The organism is Novipirellula aureliae, assembly GCF_007860185.1.
Taxonomy (GTDB): Bacteria; Planctomycetota; Planctomycetia; order Pirellulales; family Pirellulaceae; genus Novipirellula_A; species Novipirellula_A aureliae.
Genome location: NZ_SJPY01000001.1, coordinates 1 through 19,062, shown reverse-complemented (window position 1 = coordinate 19,062; position 19,062 = coordinate 1). Strand labels below are relative to the sequence as shown.

At 52.4% G+C, this 19,062-nt stretch carries 17 protein-coding genes; 8 read left to right on the top strand and 9 right to left on the bottom strand.

The genetic code is table 11. The annotated features are described in order from the left end of the window. Positions 1-84: 84 nt before the first annotated feature. A complete protein-coding gene (locus tag Q31b_RS00090) occupies positions 85-708 on the bottom strand; it encodes a Uma2 family endonuclease (RefSeq protein WP_197170690.1) in 624 nt (207 codons plus the stop codon). A 231-nt stretch (positions 709-939) separates the two neighbouring features. On the opposite strand from Q31b_RS00090, the gene Q31b_RS00085 reads away from it, so the two are divergent. Both Q31b_RS00085 and Q31b_RS00080 read left to right on the top strand, forming a co-directional pair. Further along, entirely contained in the window at positions 940-1,488 is a 549-nt protein-coding gene (locus Q31b_RS00085) for a hypothetical protein (protein WP_146597675.1), read from the top strand. Positions 1,489-1,930: 442 nt separating this feature from the next. Then, positions 1,931-2,296, top strand: a complete 366-nt coding sequence (locus Q31b_RS00080; RefSeq protein ID WP_231617183.1) for a hypothetical protein — start codon at positions 1,931-1,933, stop codon at positions 2,294-2,296. A gap of 33 nt (positions 2,297-2,329) precedes the next feature. Here the strand turns inward: Q31b_RS00080 and Q31b_RS00075 are convergent, their stop codons facing one another. From Q31b_RS00075 to Q31b_RS00050, 5 genes are all read right to left on the bottom strand, one after another. Then, positions 2,330-2,914 (bottom strand): hypothetical protein, encoded by a 585-nt coding sequence (locus Q31b_RS00075; RefSeq protein WP_146597674.1) that lies wholly within the window; start codon positions 2,912-2,914, stop codon positions 2,330-2,332. Positions 2,915-3,150: 236 nt separating this feature from the next. After that, on the bottom strand, positions 3,151-3,546 hold the full coding sequence (locus Q31b_RS00070) for a DUF3467 domain-containing protein (protein ID WP_146597673.1): 396 nt from the start codon (positions 3,544-3,546) through the stop codon (positions 3,151-3,153). Between the two features lie 215 nt (positions 3,547-3,761). After that, a complete protein-coding gene (locus Q31b_RS00065; RefSeq protein ID WP_231617182.1) occupies positions 3,762-5,999 on the bottom strand; it encodes a hemolysin D in 2,238 nt (745 codons plus the stop codon). Positions 6,000-6,125: 126 nt separating this feature from the next. Continuing rightward, positions 6,126-7,040: an efflux RND transporter periplasmic adaptor subunit gene (locus tag Q31b_RS00055; RefSeq protein WP_146597672.1), complete on the bottom strand. Its 915-nt coding sequence runs from the start codon at positions 7,038-7,040 to the stop codon at positions 6,126-6,128. Between the two features lie 103 nt (positions 7,041-7,143). Further along, complete coding sequence (locus tag Q31b_RS00050) at positions 7,144-9,195, bottom strand: GAF domain-containing protein (RefSeq protein ID WP_146597671.1); 2,052 nt, start codon at positions 9,193-9,195, stop codon at positions 7,144-7,146. Positions 9,196-9,454: 259 nt separating this feature from the next. Here Q31b_RS00050 and Q31b_RS00045 point away from each other — a divergent pair, with 259 nt between their 5' ends. Further along, positions 9,455-9,835, top strand: a complete 381-nt coding sequence (locus Q31b_RS00045) for a hypothetical protein (RefSeq protein ID WP_146597670.1) — start codon at positions 9,455-9,457, stop codon at positions 9,833-9,835. A gap of 144 nt (positions 9,836-9,979) precedes the next feature. On the opposite strand, the gene Q31b_RS00040 is transcribed toward Q31b_RS00045, so the two are convergent. Next, entirely contained in the window at positions 9,980-10,600 is a 621-nt protein-coding gene (locus Q31b_RS00040) for a MerC domain-containing protein (protein ID WP_146597669.1), read from the bottom strand. A 432-nt stretch (positions 10,601-11,032) separates the two neighbouring features. On the opposite strand from Q31b_RS00040, the gene Q31b_RS00035 reads away from it, so the two are divergent. After that, positions 11,033-11,452, top strand: a complete 420-nt coding sequence (locus Q31b_RS00035; protein ID WP_231617181.1) for a Fur family transcriptional regulator — start codon at positions 11,033-11,035, stop codon at positions 11,450-11,452. Positions 11,453-11,843: 391 nt separating this feature from the next. Continuing rightward, positions 11,844-13,355: an NfeD family protein gene (locus tag Q31b_RS00030; RefSeq protein WP_146597667.1), complete on the top strand. Its 1,512-nt coding sequence runs from the start codon at positions 11,844-11,846 to the stop codon at positions 13,353-13,355. Between the two features lie 63 nt (positions 13,356-13,418). On the opposite strand, the gene Q31b_RS00025 is transcribed toward Q31b_RS00030, so the two are convergent. Together Q31b_RS00025 and Q31b_RS00020 are read right to left on the bottom strand one after the other, a co-directional pair. After that, positions 13,419-14,534: a PDZ domain-containing protein gene (locus tag Q31b_RS00025; protein WP_231617180.1), complete on the bottom strand. Its 1,116-nt coding sequence runs from the start codon at positions 14,532-14,534 to the stop codon at positions 13,419-13,421. Between the two features lie 4 nt (positions 14,535-14,538). Continuing rightward, positions 14,539-15,726, bottom strand: a complete 1,188-nt coding sequence (locus Q31b_RS00020) for a S1C family serine protease (protein ID WP_146597666.1) — start codon at positions 15,724-15,726, stop codon at positions 14,539-14,541. A 71-nt stretch (positions 15,727-15,797) separates the two neighbouring features. Between Q31b_RS00020 and Q31b_RS00015 the strand changes: the two genes are divergently transcribed. The 3 genes from Q31b_RS00015 (at position 15,798) to Q31b_RS00005 (ending at position 18,675) form a co-directional block, all read left to right on the top strand. Further along, positions 15,798-16,721: an NAD-dependent epimerase/dehydratase family protein gene (locus Q31b_RS00015; RefSeq protein WP_146597665.1), complete on the top strand. Its 924-nt coding sequence runs from the start codon at positions 15,798-15,800 to the stop codon at positions 16,719-16,721. A gap of 274 nt (positions 16,722-16,995) precedes the next feature. After that, positions 16,996-17,793: an MBL fold metallo-hydrolase gene (locus Q31b_RS00010; protein WP_146597664.1), complete on the top strand. Its 798-nt coding sequence runs from the start codon at positions 16,996-16,998 to the stop codon at positions 17,791-17,793. Positions 17,794-18,192: 399 nt separating this feature from the next. Then, the gene (locus tag Q31b_RS00005; RefSeq protein ID WP_146597663.1) at positions 18,193-18,675 is read left to right on the top strand and encodes a hypothetical protein; all 483 of its coding nucleotides are present in this window, start codon (positions 18,193-18,195) and stop codon (positions 18,673-18,675) included. Positions 18,676-19,062: the final 387 nt, after the last annotated feature.

Here is a 19,062-nt window from a genome sequence, read left to right as displayed (position 1 = left end):
TATCCCTGACGAAGCACCAGTCGAAAATCAAAGACAGTGAGTTTCGATTCTAGTCTTTACCAGCGGCAAAGCAGGCTCGCAACATTATCGAAGCGACAGAGATTCTCGAAAAGAGCGAATGAGTGCTGTTTCACCGATCTCGAATCGCTTGTCGAGAATCGCTTCGACCATCGCAATGGTGTAGCCAGGAAGTGTGGAACTCTCTTCAATCGATTCATACTTACCGCCCGATAAGAGATGCATTGTCAACTGCTCACCATCATGCCGCCATACCTCGGGCACTCCCATTGCGGCGAACAGGACCATCTTGGGGATTGCCGAAGTCGTGATCTCCACTTCGATCACCAAATCGGGTGGCGGGTCGATTTTTAAATCCACTTCTTCTTTGACACGAATTTGTTCAGCGTGTTGAACGTAATCCGATTCATCAGCTTCAAACCCTTTTTTTATCTCTTGTCGCTTGAAGGTCGTCGAAGCGACACTTTGAATCTCGATGCCTTGCACCTCCGTATACGTTTCGACCATTCGACCGATCAAGCATCCAATATTTTCGTGTTGTCTACTTGGATTCATCAGTTCGAGCATTCCTTCAAAATAGGTCATTCGGGGGACACTTCCGCGCCGAGAATCCGCAAGATCGACATAGGTTTCCCAGCGAACGTTTTCTAGCAACGTTCGAGTTTCGGCAGGTCCGACGGTTGAATGCATTGAATTGGCTTGATCGAATTGGGTGGTACGGCTATACATGAATGGGAACGCTGTACACGTCTATCATAACGATATTGGTAGGCGTGAGAAAGTTCTTGGTATGGTGTTCGCTTTCCATGGCCGTCAGAATGATCCATGTTCGCGTGCCGCAAGAACACTTAAGCAATTGCGTTGGATCAGAAACGTGGTACGATGCAATGTTGGCCTGCGCGAAACAGCTAAGAAGTTGGCTTGCTGAAGATCCGTGTAATGCGAATCGCAGCTTGCCGTTCGCCATTCGCAGTTCGCTTTCGCCGAAGACTCTCTTCGGTGGACATGCTGCAGCAGGTCTCTCGATTGCCAAAGGAGGCAGTCATGGTGCATGGTTTTGCCAAGACACCGCGATATGTTTTGAAGGATGGTTTGCATCCTGCGAGCCCGATCGTTTTGCTGGCCGCTACCGACGCGGAACTCACCGTGGTCTTTGGGTTTTCCGACAAGCCAGAGTACGACACGTTCCTCAACGCTCGCTCACAGGCGTTGACTCCCTACCCGCTGGTGAGGGGCTATTTGCAAAACCAAATCGACTTGGATGTCGATTTGTTGCGATTGATCGTTTTGGATGCTTCGGATCCGGAGCAAGAGGTACTGGATGCAGCAACGTTTGAGAACGTGTTGGCGGCGTTTCAAACCGATTCGGATTCCGTTTCAGTAACGCATCAACTCATCCGTGACGCTGCCTCGCAAGGCTACCGAATTCAGGAGATCGCAAATGCGACGCCTGAAAAAGTTGTTTCATGAAAGGGAAATCACTACTACTGCAACCTCGCGACATTCAACCATCACGTAACGATTCCAGAGATTGTGGCCAAGTTTCCAGACTTCATCTACATCGTCCTCGGAGCGACGCATCCAAGTTTGATTCGTGTACAGGGTGAACGCTATCGGATTAGCTTAGAGCGGATGGCGAAGGAGTCGGGGGGGGCAAAGCATGTGCGTTTTTTCAACCCGGGCGTGTCTGTACGCTGTCGGAAAAGGAGGTCGACAACCAAATCGGACACGTACTCAATGAATTCAACGGACGCCACCAGAAACCGAGGGCGTTCTTCGAGCAACGATTCGAAACCATCAGGCGGACTTTCCCGCACACGCCTTCGCGCGTCTGGTCGACACGCCGATCCTCACAACGATCCACGGCTTCTCTTCGGACCGCATCCTGCCGATGTACCTGGAATATCAAGACGTGGTCCATTATGTTTCCATTCGTGACTCTGATCGCCATCCCGACTTGAAATATGCGGCAACCATTCACCATGGGATTCCAATCGAGGATTTTCCGTTCAAGCCAAAGCTTAGCGACGATTTGCTCTTCTTCGGACGAATTCATCCTCACAAGGGTGCTGCAGAGGCGATATCTGTTGCGCGCAGCAGCGGACGTCATCTGCATCTCTACGGCATCGTTCAGGACCGTGCCTACTATGAAGCGGAAGTCGCACCGGCGTTCGTCGTGCGGTCGAGGAGCGATTTACAGTTGATCGGATGGCCGACAACTACCTGTCCACCTATCGACGCGTTCTTGGCGAATGAGGGCCAACGGAAAAATGGATGAGGCGATTGAGAGGGTGGCCACCTAGATGATCGCCTAGCCACGGCCTCGTTCGAGTAGTACCATCATGATCAATCCTAGCAACGAACGAAGTTCGTCGTCTTCAGGCATCTCATTGAGTTTGTCCAGGGTGAACATGCCTTCAAAGACCGCTGGCTTTTTTGTGAGTCTCAACAGTGGCGTTCCATCAGGCCTTGAAACGATATAGCTTGGGTTGAGAAGCATTGCGGCAACAAAGCCGACAATCGGTATCTCGCCCAACAAACTCTCGACGACCTTCTTGATCGGACTCTCTTCGGAAATGGTCATGTCGATTTTTCCGTCCTGCATGATCTCGTAGTGGGCAGACCAAAGCGACCGCATCCCTTTGCGTCGTACCGCACCCCAATCGTTTCCTGCGGCATCGGTGAAGTCGTAGTTGGCTGAGAAGTCAATGATCCGGTCGGATGCGATTTGAAAGATCTTGTTTGTTTGAGTCGAATCGCTGTAGATTTGCACGTTCTCTTTTAGCTTGAACATCTTTTGCTTAATGAACATCAACGTATTAGCACTAGCATCGGTCACGGTGATTCGTTGTCCGAAAGTCAAAATTTTGAAACGCAGTTCGATCGGGTATTGCATGGTTGGTTTCAAGGGGGAAAGAGTTCAAGAGATGGGCGGTGCCAATCCGTTATCGTTGCTTGGTCGCTGTACTCTGCGAAGGGAATGCGTCTTCGGCCCAAATAACGAACGTTAGCACGAGCCAACCGGCGGACGCTTTCCGCTCCCGAGAGCCGGGCGACATCAAAAAAAGCCGCGTACCCCAAATAGAGGAAGACGCGGCTTAATATAACACTTTTGCTCAGCTAAATGGTCAACTAGCCCTTGGGCTGCTGTTGTTGCTGAAGTCCTGGACGAACTCGCTTGTTGATATCCGTTTCCAAAACGCCGAAGACCGATTCGTGACGGGCGACCGACATTTGCAGTGCAGCCAACAAACGCTTGGCCGTGAAAAAGTTTACAATGATGCGCTGCTTGACTTGAATGGGATCCTTTGGCACGCCAATCGGTTGTGGGTTCAAACCGAAGTCCACGATCAATTCTTCGGGCGATCCAGTAACGCGGCAGAAATTGGCGTAAGTCGCCATCGCGTTGTCATCATTTACCTGAACTTGGACCGGTTGTTGAGGTGGTGTCTGAGCTTGCTCGGCAGGAGATGCCGTCGCAGCCGCTTCGGGTGCTTGATCGTCAGCGGTTTGTGTGTCGTCTGCCATCAGTTAAGTCTCTCCAAAAGTTGAGAAAGGGATTCAAGGCGCTCTCGTGCTACAAACGTTCGAGAACAATTAGGTTGGGTGGTAAGGAAATCGTAACAATCCGTTGCGACGCTGCAACGTGATACAAAGGGGTGAAGGTCTAAATTTGTAAGGTTGTCTCTATCGCGTGTTAAACAGCGAAGACTGCGTAGACTTGGGCGCCGTTATGGCGAGGGTTAAAACTCAAAGTTAAATGTTTGGGCAATCACTCGCCATAGCCTTGCTCCTAACGACATTGGATCGACATGCACTTTTGCACTGCCACGATATCCAGGCCGGAAGGGTAGTTCGCTTGGGTCGAGTGGCACGCGAGCTTGGTAGGAGACACTACGTGGTTTGATCGCTCCCGTGCGTGGATCAATCTCGGTTTGCAAATCTCCGCCTGTTTGACTAGCCATCGACGTCGAGGTTGCCTTCAGTGGTTCATTTGACTTTTCCTCAATCACTCCGTGAAAGGTATCGAGTCGTCTTGAATCCAACTTCAAATCGACCGTCTGTCCTTCGCGAACCATTTGGACATCCCCTTGGTCAATCACTAAAACGGCTTCAAATTCATCAGGATTGCCTACTTCGCAAATCAAGTCATCGGGTGTCAACATCGCTCCCCGGTTTCGAGGGTCAAGTGGCGTGCCGGTCCAGCCGGGCAATCGTCCATCGCCAGCGTCTTGTGGTTTTTTCTTTGGTGGTGGCAAGACAAATCCCTCTTGTTTCGCCCTGATTACCAAGCGATCGAGTTCTTCTTTGGTCTTTGCCTTTAGAGCGCGGATCGACTCGATAAGTTCCACCTGAGTATCGAGCTGCGCTTTTAAGGCGTAGTCGCTACGGCTTCGCAGCACCATATTACGAAGCTTTACTTCCGCGACCGCTTCTTCACCCTTTAAATCAGCGTAGCGGATTTCGAGATCGGGATTCTTCAGAACGGCAATCGTATCATCGATGCTAACCTTCTCTCCGTCTTCAATCGTCCATTCGATTTGACCAGGCGACCCAGCGTATACGGCACCCGCTTTGCTCGGGCGAATCTCGAACGCACAATCAATGTGGTGGGGAAGCGGGATGTAAGCAACCGCTGCGATGATCGAACCCACGATCACCAATGTTGCCAGTAAACGACCTCGTTTCACTTTTGATAACCTCCCAGGAGTACGACAGAATTTCCAAGTTTGGATTACCGGTTGAGCTACCAAGCCGAAGAAACCCACCACAGCCACCATGCGGCCAATCGCTTGCAAACCATAAGGTTCAAGCACTTTAATCACAAACCAACAAATCGAAAATACAACGACCCAGCGATAGATGACGCTACAAATCGTAAACAATCCGAACCACAACCTGCCGCGTGTGGGCATAAACGGATCGTCTTGAAGTTCCAATCCCAAGCACGTTTCTTGGAACCAACGCTTCAATACCTCTGTACTCTTTTGCCGCAGGTTGGGGATCTCTAAAAAATCCATCAAGATGTAATAGCCGTCGAATCGTAGCAACGGGTTTCCATTGACTAATAGCGTGCTCACCGCATTTAAAAACATCATGTTCAAACACAGGTCATTGATCGTCGTCCCCTGTTCGGTGAACCACCAAACGAACGCAGCGATCGATGCCAAGATCATCTCGACATAGATCCCTCCTGCGCCGATCCAAACACGTTTCCATTTGTTTGGCAGCATCCATGAATCGGACACGTTGCAGTACAAGCAGGGCGTAAAGACCAACAGCATGAAGCCAATCTCGTGACACTCGCCACCAAATTTTTTACAACTCAATCCATGCCCAAACTCATGCAGCACTTTCACTACCGCCATCGTTCCTGCCAAGATCATCCAGCGGTCGGCAGCGAAAAATTGCTGGAACGTCGGCAGCTTCGCATAAACCGTCTCGTATTGACTCGCTAGTAGCAAACCAGCGGTACAGAAAAGGGCTACGAAGAATAGCAGTGCAGGGACGGTGAAGATCCAGCCGAACCACGGCAAAATCGCATTCAGGATTCTCTCGGGGTCGAAACCACGGAAACGCAGCGCAAAGACGTTCGAGACTTTGCCCATCATCTCCTTGTTCTTCTTCTTGCGTCCCCGTTCACGCAGTGCTTTACCTTGGCCAGGTGAATTGCTGATGACGAGGCCGCTACGGTGCAGCATTCCGATAAATTGTTGTAGATCACCGAATGTAATCTTTTGTGGTGCAAACCGCTGTTCGAACCCATCCTTGATCTGCTGCAGGCTGACGTGTCCGTCGAGCATATTCATGATGAAATACTCTTCGTCATGAAAGCGAAAGTACTGTAGCCCCACAGGCTCTTTCACCACCCAATAGCCTGTTCCTTGATAGCGATGTCGACTCGCCGTCAAGTCCGGGCGTTTGCGCACCGTTAGCGCCCGAGAAGAGCTGCTAACAAGGGATTCAGCAAGACTAGCCATTTTGGGAAGGGTGAAGGGTGAAGGGTGAAGGGTGAAGAGTGAAGAGTGAAGAGTGAAGAGCAGCTCAAGACTCAAGACTCAAGACTCAAGACTCAAGACTCAAGACTCAAGACTCAAGACTCAAGACTACTGCCTAACGACAATCTCCCCTCTCATGCCGCGTTTGATTTGCCATTCTCCATTGAGTTGCTTGTTTGGGATTTCGACCCAGACTCGGTAGCCGCTGTTCAGATCGATCTCGCTGCTGACAAAATCGATTTTCCCTTCGACTTTGATCGCTCGCTCTCGGTTAAGTTCATTGGTGCGATTGATTTCTGGAAAGATCAAGACGGTGACAGGAGTGCCACGACGGACGATTTCGGGGTAGCGGCGGATGTCGATGTCACCTTCAATCCGCAGTCGGTCGAGTTGGACGAGTGTTGCAATCGGCGTTCCTGCTTGCACCCAACCGCCCGGTTGGGCGATACGCGTTTCGATAAAGCCATCGAATGGAGCGGTGACCTTTCGTTTTTGCAGTTCGTATTCGGCCATCTGGCGTTCGGTTTCCTTGGCCTTGAATTGCACTTTGGCAATTTGCATCTGTTGTTCGGCCAAGTCGATTCTCAACTTCGCTCGCGTCGCCTCGAGTCGTTTCTTTTCCAGTTCCCAAAACGGAATCGCTCCCTCGCGGCGCAGTTCCTTGTACGCCTCCGCCTCGGCACTGGCAAGTTTTTCATTGTTGATCGCATCGGTTAGATTGACTTCATTGGTTGCATTGAGCAACGCTTCCTTCTCTTCAGCCATTTTGAGCTCGACGCCAAGCTTGGCCTGCGTATCATCAATGATTGCCAAGATATCGCCTTTGGCGACGGTCGCACCTTCTTCGAAGCGAAGTTCCATCAACTTGCCTTCCACCTCCGCAGGCACATTGACGTTGTTGATTATTTTTACCATGCAGTTTTCAGCGCGAACTTCATTCGCTTGAGAGGGCGTGTTTTGCTGAGCTTGGGTGGTCGTGGTTAACACGATCACAAAGCTGCTAAGTAGAAAAAGGTATTTCATCCGACGACTCGATAAGTTGGGGGTGTGTTGTAGTGGATCTTGTTAAAGATCTCCTTCCGCAATGGATCTTTAACAAAATCCACTACCGAATTCACGCAAACTTCTAGAAAAAGAACTTGTGGCACCATTCCAGAATTTCATGAAAGAAAACGAAGCCGCTTGCTCGGCGGCCACAATGAACTTTCGCAATCACTTTGGCTCCTGGACGTGGTACCAGTTCACGCAGCTCTTCCTGATCGGGGGTGGCTTCCATTAAGATGACCGCACCGTGTTCTTCGTTCGGTTCGGCTCGTGCCGAAATCTCAGAGATCGGTAATTTTGCTTCGAGTTCCACGTCGGGATCCGTCGCCAAGATATAGCTGACGTCCAAGACATCTTTGTTGGTCTGCACAATGTACTTATCGAGATGTCCCTCTCGCTTTTCCGGGAGTTCTAGTTTCAAGAATAGCGGCTGAGACAGATCGGCTACTTCTAGCAAAACCTGGCCGGTTGAAATGGGACGACTGCGAAGCATTTTTTCCACATCCCAGCTCGTGACGACTCCGTCAATTGGCGAACGGACGATCAATTGGTCCGCTCGCTCGAGCAGCAAGTCGCGTTTCGCCTTCAGAACCGACAATTTGGTTTGCAGTTCCCCTTTTTCGCCTTCGAGTGCCCGTCGTTCCGCATCCTCAAGTCGGTCCTTGTAGTTCAACTGGCCATCGACGCGAATCGCTTCTGCCAATGTCGTTTGGATTTGCCCTTCGACATCGGTCACTTGAATTTCCATGTCGCGGTTACGCAGTCGGATCAGCTCCTGTCCTTTTTTTACCGGCTGGTTGTGGTCCACCAACACCTCAATCACCTCCCCGTCGATCGGGGCAAAGACCTCGCGACGGATTTCGGGAGTCAGTGTCCCGTCAGCTTCCAGATTGAAATCTTTTGGTATAAAGATTAAACCGAGAATGACGGCGGTGATCAGAGCCAACACGGCGATCGTCTTTGGAAGCGTTCGTGCTCGAAGCACCCAAGTCGCCCGTCCGAGTGCTCGCCATACAGGCATCAAGAATAGATTGCTATGCGCCATCGAATTGGCAAGCGCACGGGTGCCATGCTCGTAGACGAGGTCGCACCGCGCATGAAAGATCTCTGGTGGAATGTTGCTCTCGATCTGCTCGACGATCAATGCCCCAATCACTTCGCCACGGTGAGCATTGTCGCGATCGATCTCGCCCGCTGCTCCGGTGTCTTCGGCTGCACCCAATTTGCGTTGAGGCTCACGAAGCGGTAGAACGGCGATGTTCCGTCCGTAGGATTGGTCGACGTAATCTTCCAGTGCTTCTTCGATCTGTGGCGGCAAATCCTCGGTCGTTCCATCGTGCCACAACGGCTCGCCCGCCGCGACGACTCGAGTTGCTAATTTGTTGAGCGACGTCACGATGTTCGAGCGGGTTTCAATCGTGTCCTGGCCGCTGATCGCTTTGACCGTGCATTTACGCCCCTTCTTGATCGCCACGCTGACTCGGTCGCAGCCGATCAATAAACGGCCTTCGTTGGCAACAATGTGCGCGGTCTCCAACATGTCGAGCGATTCATGCGAAGCACGTGCAAAGGAGTCCGCTTGTTGCCAAAGCGTTTGCCGGTCACCAAGCTTTTGCAACCTTTGACCGCGAAGCCAATCGGCAGCCAGTTCGCACATCTGCTGCAAAAACCGCAGGTAACCTCGTTGGGTATCAGGAGCGGTATCGGGACGTTGGAATATTTCAATGAGCCCGTCTTGCTGCTCATCGTGTTTGAGGGCGCCGAGCACCAATAAATATCGAGTCGGATTTCCCTCTGCCTCACCATCGGTCGTGCCCGAATAAGGAGGCACAATCAACGATTGGCCGGTGTTGGCGACACGCTGAATCAGCCGGGTGTGGCGGGTCGCGTCCTCGCTGTCAGGCGTCAAAATCGACGGTTCCGCATTGATTTGGTACTGCAGCCTAAGTTGGCGGTCTTCATCGAGCAGCCAAATGGCGCCGCCGGCAGCAGCCAACGCGGTGATGATTCGCGATAAAAGCTCGGGATAAAACTCGTCCGCCGTCGCACCCGATTTCGCGAGCGCAGCGATCTCGTTAACCAACGAGCGGATTTGAGCCTTGGTTTCCTCGACAGTTTGTTGATTGGCCGACATAGCGTTTCTTGAAGCTAGCGAGTTCTTGGGACGAAATGGAGGATTTCGTGGGAAAAGGGACGTCCGTTTCGCGAACAGTAGTCAATTCGGCCACCCGCCGCCAAGTTGACTTTGGGGCAGAAGTGGAACTTTCTCTCTGGACAGCTTATACAATTTGTATAAACTCGTCTACAGAATGATTGGAAAAACTTGACAGTTTTTTTGCGATTGCGCTCTGCATCGACGGCAATTGTCCTTCAACCCCAAACAGAATGCCCCCATGAACGAAGGTGCTGCTAGCGAAATCGCCGAGTTAGAGCGTGAATTGAATCGATTGCAGCGATCGATCCGATTGGCGATCGAAGCTCAACTGCGAAAGTTTGCTGGTCGTTCTTTTGGGTCGCTCGCCGAGAACCAGCAAGTCGCCACATCGATCCACGCTCTGTTGGACCGTCATGGTCTACGGGTTCGATGCAGTGAATGCGGACATCCAGCGATTCTCCGCGTCTCGCCACGCGGTGGCTTGGCAAAGGGGGCCTTCGTCTTCGATCACACGATCGAAGGCCGAAGAACCTTTCACGGCGGTCGTGCGACCATGCCTGAGTTGCGTTTGGTGTCCAAACCAGCCCGCAAGAATAGCAGCCGAAAAGCTGTGGGTTAGCGGTCGATTGCAAATTCGCTATTTCACCCTCGCTTGCTCCGGAAATCTCGCAAGGACGAACTCGAGTTGTCTCAAGATGACACGACGATCGCAGGTCGCGTCCACGGTTCGCTTAGGTTCGGCAGCATCTAGGTTCGGCAGCATCTAGGTTCGGCAGCATCGGCACACGCAACCATAGCGGTGGTTGAGTAGGTGAGCGGAGACTAGCAACATGCCTCCCAGCGGTGTGATCCAATCCGCTAGGTGGGCTAGAAATCCCGGCGTGACAACGGAAGCCGTAGCGATGTCAGCAGTAAATTCTTCCGATGATACTTGCTCGCTCATTGCCCCCGCAGCACACGACTCGCAGCACGCATCGGTGCACGCCGCAGCGGCCACGCTGGGAGTTCCAGGTAGGTTGCAAGCGGCGCAGCAATCACCCACGATACCGAAGGCGGCAATGGTGAGCAGCGACAAGCCCGCCACCGCGATCGCGCCGGGCATCCAGCGACGATGCTGGCGAAAGCCGGGCACAAACGCCGCCAATGCGATCACGAAACAGGCGAACGCCATCCAGCGATGGAAGGACTCGTCGGCTAGAAAGCTCAGCCCCAAAGCGGGCAGAAACGAGATCACAAACGGCATCGCTGCGCAGTGAATTGCGCATCCGATTGACGCTGCAATCCCAATCCCGTCTTGCCAACGAGGCGTGGTCCCAGCGATCGCTTCCGATGTGGTCGGCAAACCGTGCGTGGAGATGGAATGGGGTTCTGTCGTCGTCGGCATCACGCAGTGCTCTTTTCATGTAGATAGACCGTTCGGTGCGGGAAGAAGTGACCGACGGTGCGGGTGCGGGTTACAAATGCATGGAAACAAAACTAACGCATGTGCATTTATTGTGCAAGTGCGTGTGTCGTGCAAGAAGGGGAAGGGGTCTTTTGGAGACAGGAAATCACTTTCAAAAGCGGTCGGTTTCTGGCTTCCAACTGTCCTGAGAGCGTCACAGGTCTTTTTCTGACGAAGTGCTTGAAAGGTCTCGTTATTGCGGCTCGATGCTAACTCCACACCTTGGGCGAGTGCTTTGGCACAACGAGGAATGAGGGTAAGGATGTTTCGTGGCGGTAAGGTGTTCTTGCCTGTGCACTTGCAATGAAGTCGCAGTTAGATTTAGATAAGGGGAAGCTAACTAGTAAATCGTCAATGGACACGGGAATGATAATGAACGACGAATCGCTTGACCGGGTCAAACAGGCGATTCGCGACGCGGGGCTACGAGCTACGCCGGCGCGAATGGCAACCTTGCAATTGCTGCGCGAATCCGATGCCCCGCTGACTCATGCCGTCGTGGCGGATCATTTGAGCGCCAGCGGTGTCGACAAGGCGACCGCGTTTCGCAATCTAAGCGACCTCGTCGAAGCCGGTTTACTGCGGCGAACCGAGGTCGGTGATCACGTTTGGCGATTCGAGGCCGTTTCTGCGAAACACAACAGCGGGCACCCTCATTTTCTGTGCGTTGATTGCGGTACGGTATCGTGCTTGGACGACGTCAAACTGACCGCCAGCAGTCAACGTGCGAGCGAGAAGGTCGGTAAGGTCACGGAAATTTTGCTGCGTGGTCATTGCAACGATTGTCTCTGAGTTGCGTCGTTCCGAGATCAGGCAGACATTGGCTGGTTTGTTTTCGAACATTTGAGCGTCCAAACCAGCTTCCCACCCGATCCCTCGTCGTGCCAGATATGCCGACAGAGCGAAATGAGTTGATCCTAGTGCTTTGTCCAGATTGAAAATTAAGGTGGTCGTAGTGGACGAGGTTACCAGTCCCTTACTGCACAGCGGTCCAAAAGAAAGCGGTCCAAAAGAACTCGTTACCTCGTCCACTACCCTAAAATGAAAGATTGACAAAGCGATAGGCTGTGGCAAAGGAAACCGATGCCATTCGCTTCCTATTGGTTTGTTCGGTATAATCGAGACAAGCAGCTAGGTTGACGTATTTCGTGTTGTTTCTTTCGCCTTTTTCGATCAATAAAATATGCGTATCATCCTTCCTCTTCTTTTCACCGGTGCTTTGTTGACTCTGTTTCCTGCCGCCCTGGGGTTGGCAGAACAGGACGCCGTTGTCCAGGACGAGGTCAAAGCCGAGCTGCGGCGTCGAGCGGTGATGATCCCACTGCAGGAAGACATCAACCCTCTGAGCGGTGCGTTATTGCAGCGGAAATTCGAGACGGCCGTTGAATCAGGTGTCGAGGTGGTCATCTTCGATATCAACAGCCCAGGCGGTTTTACCTATGTCACCTTCGAATTGATGGACATGGTGCTCGATGCCAAGGACGTCGAAACCGTGGCGTTTATTGAAAAGGACGCGATCAGCGGGGCGGCTTTGTTCTCATTAGCATGTGACCGCATCATCATGCTGCCCGATGCGCGAATGGGCGATGCGGGCGAGATTGTGATGGGGGCGGACGGAGCGTTTCGGTACACCGAAGCGAAAAGTCGCAGCGTATTAGCACAAAAGGTTCGCGATACGGCTGCCGCAACCAATCGCCCGATCGCATTGGCTGAGAAAATGACCGACAAGGACATGGTTGTCTTCAAAGCGATCAACAAAGATGATGGCACCATTCGTTATTTTAGTGACAAGGAATGGGTCGCGTTTGAGGAGCAAGAGAAGTGGATCAAGGGGAGGCCTGTTCGCGAAGCGGGCAAAGAGATGTTCTTCACGGCCAACGGCCGCCGAGCTACCGAGCTTGGAATGGCCAATCAAACGGTGAATAGCCGCGAGGAGTTAGCTGATGTCTTGAACGTTGCCGAGCCGATTCCTGTCTTGGAACGATCGTGGGTCGATACCTTGGTGTTTGTTCTCAATAGCGGTTTCGTCACTTTCTTGTTGATTGCAATTGGCTTGATCGCGTTAGTTGTCGAATTCAGTGCGCCGGGTTTGGGCATTGGCGGGTTAACCTCGGTACTTTGCTTTGGTCTGTTTTTCTGGAGCCGTTTTCTCGGCGGGACCTCGGGATGGTTGGAGGTGACGTTGTTTGTTATCGGGATTCTATTTATTGGTGCAGAGGTCTTCGTAATACCTGGGTTTGGCGTAGCCGGTGTGGGCGGAATCGTGTTGTTGCTAGGTTCCTTGGTGATGGCGTCTCGGCGATTTGCGTTGCCACAAGGTGGCGCGGATTTTACGGGGCTGGGGGCGGACGTGTTGACGGTCGCAGGAGCATTTGTGGCGTTCTTAATCGCTTTGGTCCTATTGGCGCATTACATCGGCGAAATCCCTGGGTTAGGCCGTCTAACGCTGAAGCCAGCGGTGACTATCGATGGCTTTCCCACTCGCGATGTCTCGGATGAAATGTTGGTTCCCGGATGGCAACGTGTTGCCGTCGGTGACGTCGGAGCCACCGTCTCACCGCTTCGACCGAGCGGACGAGTGGAAATAGAGGATTACACGATCGATGTTGTGACCGAAGGCGAGTTTGTCGAATCAGGCACGAAGGTGAAAGTCATCGGCAAGCAGGGCGCGCGTGTGATTGTTCGGGCAGTGTAAGTGCCTTCCTTGCGTCGAGCTTGCCTCGAACCGGGGCGATCCCAGCGGAAACAGAATTGCCATTCACCGATCCGCACTACGCGCTTGTTCAAGTAGGCGGATCATTTCGGGTAGAACAAGTGAAGAGGGCAACGCAAAACTGACAACACGTCCAGCGCGAGCGATGTTGAGTCCAATCACACGTCCTTCTAGATCGAGCAGTGGACCGCCACATTCATCGGGCTTCAGCACCGTGTCGTGCTGGAGGACTTGGTCAAAGCCACTGAGCCGCGTACTTCGCGACCCGTTGACCCGCGAATCATTTTCGGTTTCCTGCAAAATTCCCAATTCTCGAATGCCAGCATTCATCTCCAAAACGCTGCCACTGCGAAGAATGGTCAATTGAGCGATTTCGCCTGGGAACAAGCGGCCAAGTTTTTGAATCACGTTTTCACTGGTATAGACCTCTTGGCCATTGACAGCGATGATTCGGTCTTCCGGTTCGATACCTGCATCATCGGCACCACTATCACGCCAAACCTCGTAAACCCATGCTCGGCCATCACTCCCCTCTCGCAAGACGACGCCTAAGCGTCCGTTGTGTTTGATGCGGCGGGGCAATACGCCCATCGATCCGATACCGATCGGGCGACCGGTTCGCCCCGCACTGATGAGAAAGCTGCCGACAGGCGGGATGCTGGAATCAAACTTGACAGCCGTAAAGTCAAAATCACCATCGATTTTCAAGAGAGCCAAATCGTTCGCTCGCCCGACCGCCGCCACTCGAGCGGACAGCACTTGGTCATCGTGCATTCGGACTCGGATCGGATCGGCACTTAGTTCGCTGCGTTTGGTGAGAGCGTATCCATCGGCACTGACAATCGTGCCGAGTGAAACAACTTTTCCGTCGCTTAGGACCTGGACGACCGAGCCGTTGGTCGTATTGGTAATCGGTTCGACCAATTGCACCATCTCGGAATTATCGCGGCGGCTCGATGTGCGAACGGTATAGCCGCGGCGCAGCCATTCGGGCGTCCTTGATCCCCGCCGCCTCTCTCTCGGCGCTTGCGGATTTTCAGCCTGCAACTGTTGCGTCTGAGTTTGCTGGGCTGGCAAATCTTGAGCGCAAAGCATTTCTTCGGCGGTCGCAAAACCAATCGCTAAAGTCACGAAAACAATTAAGCTACTTCTTTCCAGCATTCAGTTACTCCACTCTACCAATTTCAACAACTTTTCTAAGACTTTGGTTATTACGACGCAACCACACTTCGACTCGTTCGCCCGGCATCGTATCGGATACCGCCTTGGTCAGCGAGTGGAAATCGGTGATAGGCACATCACCAAAACGTTGGATGGTATCGCCAACGCGAATATCCGCATCATCGGCAGGCGATCCCGGCGCAACCTTTAGCACTTCGGCGACTCCGGTTGATTGGTTTCCCGAGACACCGAGCATTGGTTTGAAGCCATCAAGGTAACCCCAAGATTCTCCTGCGGCGAGTCGTTTCCAATTCACGTCGTAGTGGTTGATTGGGATGTGCAAATTGTCCGCCACGTCGTTTCCGATTCGGCTATGCACTGCGATCAAACGACCTTCAATATCGAAGAGAGGGCCGCCACTATCGCCTCCAATCAATGCACAATCGGTGACGATCTTGTCGTTCTCGACTGCCAATATCCTTCCCACCCGGGTTACCGGGCCCCGTCCACGGTCGTACCCGCCGGGGTGCCCCGAGGCGATGCACCACATTCCGGGCTTCAGGTTATTGCTGTCGCCAAGGGTCGCGTGAGGCCATCCGGCACCACCGTCTTGTCCCTCGTTTATTTTGATGAGTCCCGCATCGACACTGCGGTATAGCCCACGCGTCGTTGCCGTCACGATCCGTCCGTCCGACAATTTTATGACCGCGGTTTTGTTGGGACGCATGGCAACATGAGCAGCTGTTAAAATGTACCCTGAATCGGAAACGATGACGCCACAACCCTGTGCCGAACCGATTTGGACACTGACGGTGCATTTCGCGGCCAAGTTGGCCACCCGTTGCTGTTGCTTTTCGAGAACTCGCAGCTGTTCAAGGGTTTGGGGAACGCCGCCTGCAGCCAGCAATGGTTCGAGCTCAGCAGGTAGGGATACGCGAGTCCCTGCGGTGGAGCCATTGCCTGGAAAATCTTGGCCGACCGCCAATTTGGAATTTGGCGCTGAAAGAATGAACAGGATCCAGAAAAGAGCACAAATCGAACGAGTTATTCCCCCATTTAAATGTGCCCCCTTTAACGGTGTCCCAGCGAACGGTGGCGACGGTTTGTTAGTACGATACAATGACAAACTCAATCGAAATCCTTTTTTGCGGAAGGTTTTGATAAACGGGTAGAAAATGAAGTCGTTGATCATTATAGCCTTGATGTAAAGAAAGCAAAAATTTGGTTTCCCAAATAAGCCAACCTGGCTGCCATTATAGTCGTTTGCCTAGCAAATCCGAAACATCGCTAGAACCGACTCATTCGGAGCCCAGCGACTTCGATTCGAGCGTTCTGATATTTGGCTGTGGGTATTTAGGGCAGATATATGGTCGATTAGCGACCCAGACGGGAGGGCAAGTCTACGCAACCACGCGTGTTACGTCGCGGAGGCGGCGTCTCGAAGAGCAGGGTTTTCAGCCTGTTGTCGCGGATTGGACCGACCGTAGATCCCTCAAGCGGTTGCCCAAAGTCGGCCGGGTTTTGGTCGCTGTCAGTTACGATTCCGATTGCGGTATGTCGCGCTATGATTCCCAGGTTGGTGGGTTTCGTAATTTACTAAGTGTGATCGATGACAACGTGAATGTTTGTTACATCTCGACCACCGGCGTGTACCACCAGACCGATGGTCGCTGGGTTGATGAGCGGTCACCGACTCGTCCAACTCGAGTAGGGGGAAAAGTACATTTGGAAGCCGAGTCCATGCTACATCGTTTCCGCCCGAATTCCGCTTGGACGATTTTGCGTTTGGCCGGGATTTATGGACCGGACCGAGTTCCGAGAATTGCTTCCGTGGTTGAGGGACGGCCGATCGCGTCCGACAAGGACGGTTTCTTGAATCTGATTCACGTCCATGACGCAGCTCGAGCGGTCCATTCGACATGGGAAAATGCCAAGCGGCGCGTCTACGCGGTCTGTGATGATCAGCCGATGCGGCGAGCCGAATTTTACCGCGAAATCGCACGTCAAACCCACGCCCCGAATCCCACTTTTGTGCCCCCCTCCGCTGAATCGAGTCGTAGCCAGCGTTCGGAAAGCAACAAGAGAATTTGGAATCGGCGCTTAAAGAACGATCTACTCAACAAGCTGGACTACCCCACCTATCGTGAAGGATTGGCCCAAATATTGGCGTTCGAATCCAGAATTTAGCCGCGTTTTACACCTCTTCTCATGATGGAAATCACCGACAGGCCCGCCTCCAACCTGTCGGAAAGCCAAGACTTTAGCCGATTCATGCGTCTCTCGTCTCGGAAGCCCTGGTTCCGGCGACGAGGAAGAGGATATGCTGTAGAATGCAACGCGGTTTGCTCCTTTTAACCGTCCGACGCCTAGCCGAGAAATCCATTCGCCGAATCGCTGATGCGTCGGGTGAGGGTATTCCTCGTTCCTTTTCTCAATCACCTTCAGAAAATCTCTTTACTACATGCTTACTCGAAAACCGATTTATCCAGGTGTCATTGAACTCAACTTTCAGGCCGGAGAAGTGCTCGGATGCAACGTTTATTTGGTGTATGATCAAGACGAGTGGCTACTTATTGATATTGGGTATGAGGAAACCGTAGAAGATTTCGTTGAAATCATTCGCCTAATCGATTTCCCGCTTTCTCGTTGTAAAACCGTCGTTGCCACCCATGCAGATGTGGATCACATCCAAGGTTTGGCAAAGATTAAGCAGATTCTCAAGACGACCGCGACGGGACACCCCAATGCCGTTCAGCCGCTTCGAACCGGTGATACGTTGGTGACCTTGGCCGAGATCAAAGCACAGAATTTGCATCTGACGATGCCGCCTGTTGAGATCGAACACGAGGTCAATGATGGTGACATCCTTCGCGTCGGAAAGCTCGAACTTGAAGTTTGGCACACGCCCGGCCATACGAATAGCCAATTAGCGTTTCGCCATGGTGATTTGTTACTCAGCGGTGACAATATCTACCGCGACGGGTGTATTGGTGCGATTGCGGCACATCACGGTAGCGACATCAAGGCGTTCATTCAATCACTCGAACGGATTCGCGATAGCGATGTGAAATGGCTTGCACCAAGTCATGGCCCGATCTTTGCGAAGGATAACGATTTTCTCAACCGAACCATCGATCGTGTTCGTGGTTATTTACAGATGGCCGACTTTGGAACACTCGCTGAAAGTTGGCCGCTGATGGACCAATGGGATGATGAGGTTGCCAAAGGTATCTTGCCGGAAGGGCTCGCTGGCTCGTAACCGTATTTGGCTGTTTCGACAGAAACTGAGCCGTTGGGGCACCTAACCCATTCGTATTCAAGACTTCACTCTCCCCAAAATAACGGAGACGGCTGAAGTCGCAGCTACGAACCAAGGCCCGGAATTCGGCTCGTTTTTGTAGCGAAACTCGCCAAGGGTTTCGTCAAGGCTCTAAAAAGACGTCCGAAAGCCGAATGACTTGGCCATTTTCGCTACGATAGATACGGTGACTTCGTCTGGTCTCTAAAAAATCACAGACTCGAGAGCCATAAACATCGCAACGACTTCAGGCGTCTACCAAGTAAGGGGGTATTCAAAATCAATCCTTATCAACCCGCGGCACCGTTACCCGCAGTTGAACCATCGACGCTGATCGGCGGCGGAGGTGATTGGGATGCCGTGTTCCATTTGACGGCTTCGGATCTGCGTCATGCCGAGGCGAAGTTCGTGCTCAACTCGAATGTGACCCGTTTGTCGCTTGGATCATTTGCCCTGATCGCTCTGAGTATTCTTTGGGTCGGATGGTTGGCGTTACACAACTTGTTCATGGTTGGTTGGATTTCGGCGATGCTCTTTTCTACAGCAGGCTACTTGTCGATGGTCCATTCTTTCAAAGCAAACCTGCGCCAGCGAATGAAGGCGGTCGGGTTGGTGGCCGACGCAACCTGCCTGGTTCGTGTGGCTGAAACACAATTCAAGTTGAAAACACCTAATGGTCAATTCTCGTGGCCCATCCGGAAGGTCAAACTTTGGCGAACTCTACACGGACTGCTTTTTGCCCCCGAGCCTGATCTATACGTGTTTGTCTCCAAACACAGCGAATTCTCATTCGAAACTTTTGAAGAGTTTCGAGAACGAGTGTTCCGGCCGGTGGAGCAGTAGGACTTTTCGAAGTGGACCAAAAACAAGATCCACTAGAGCATTTTTCAACAAGCCGTAGGCTGCGTGTTTCGTGGCTGTGGCTTCCAGCCACAGCATACTTCTGAACTGGGGCTGGAAGCCCCAGCCACGTCAAAATTCAAAATGCACTAGAGCATTTTTCAACAAGCCGTAGGCTGCGTGATTCGTGGCTGTGGCTTCCAGCCGCAGCGTACTTCTTAACTGGGGCTGGAAGCCCCAGCCACGTCAAAAACAAGATCCACTAGCCCGGATTATTCACGAGCGTTCTGATTTGAGAACGTTTGAAAGAATTTGGGTGAGATTCGCTGGGGTAGGTGCTTTGGTGCTCGATCCGCGCGGACCGCCCCCTTACCCCCATTCAGAATTTCG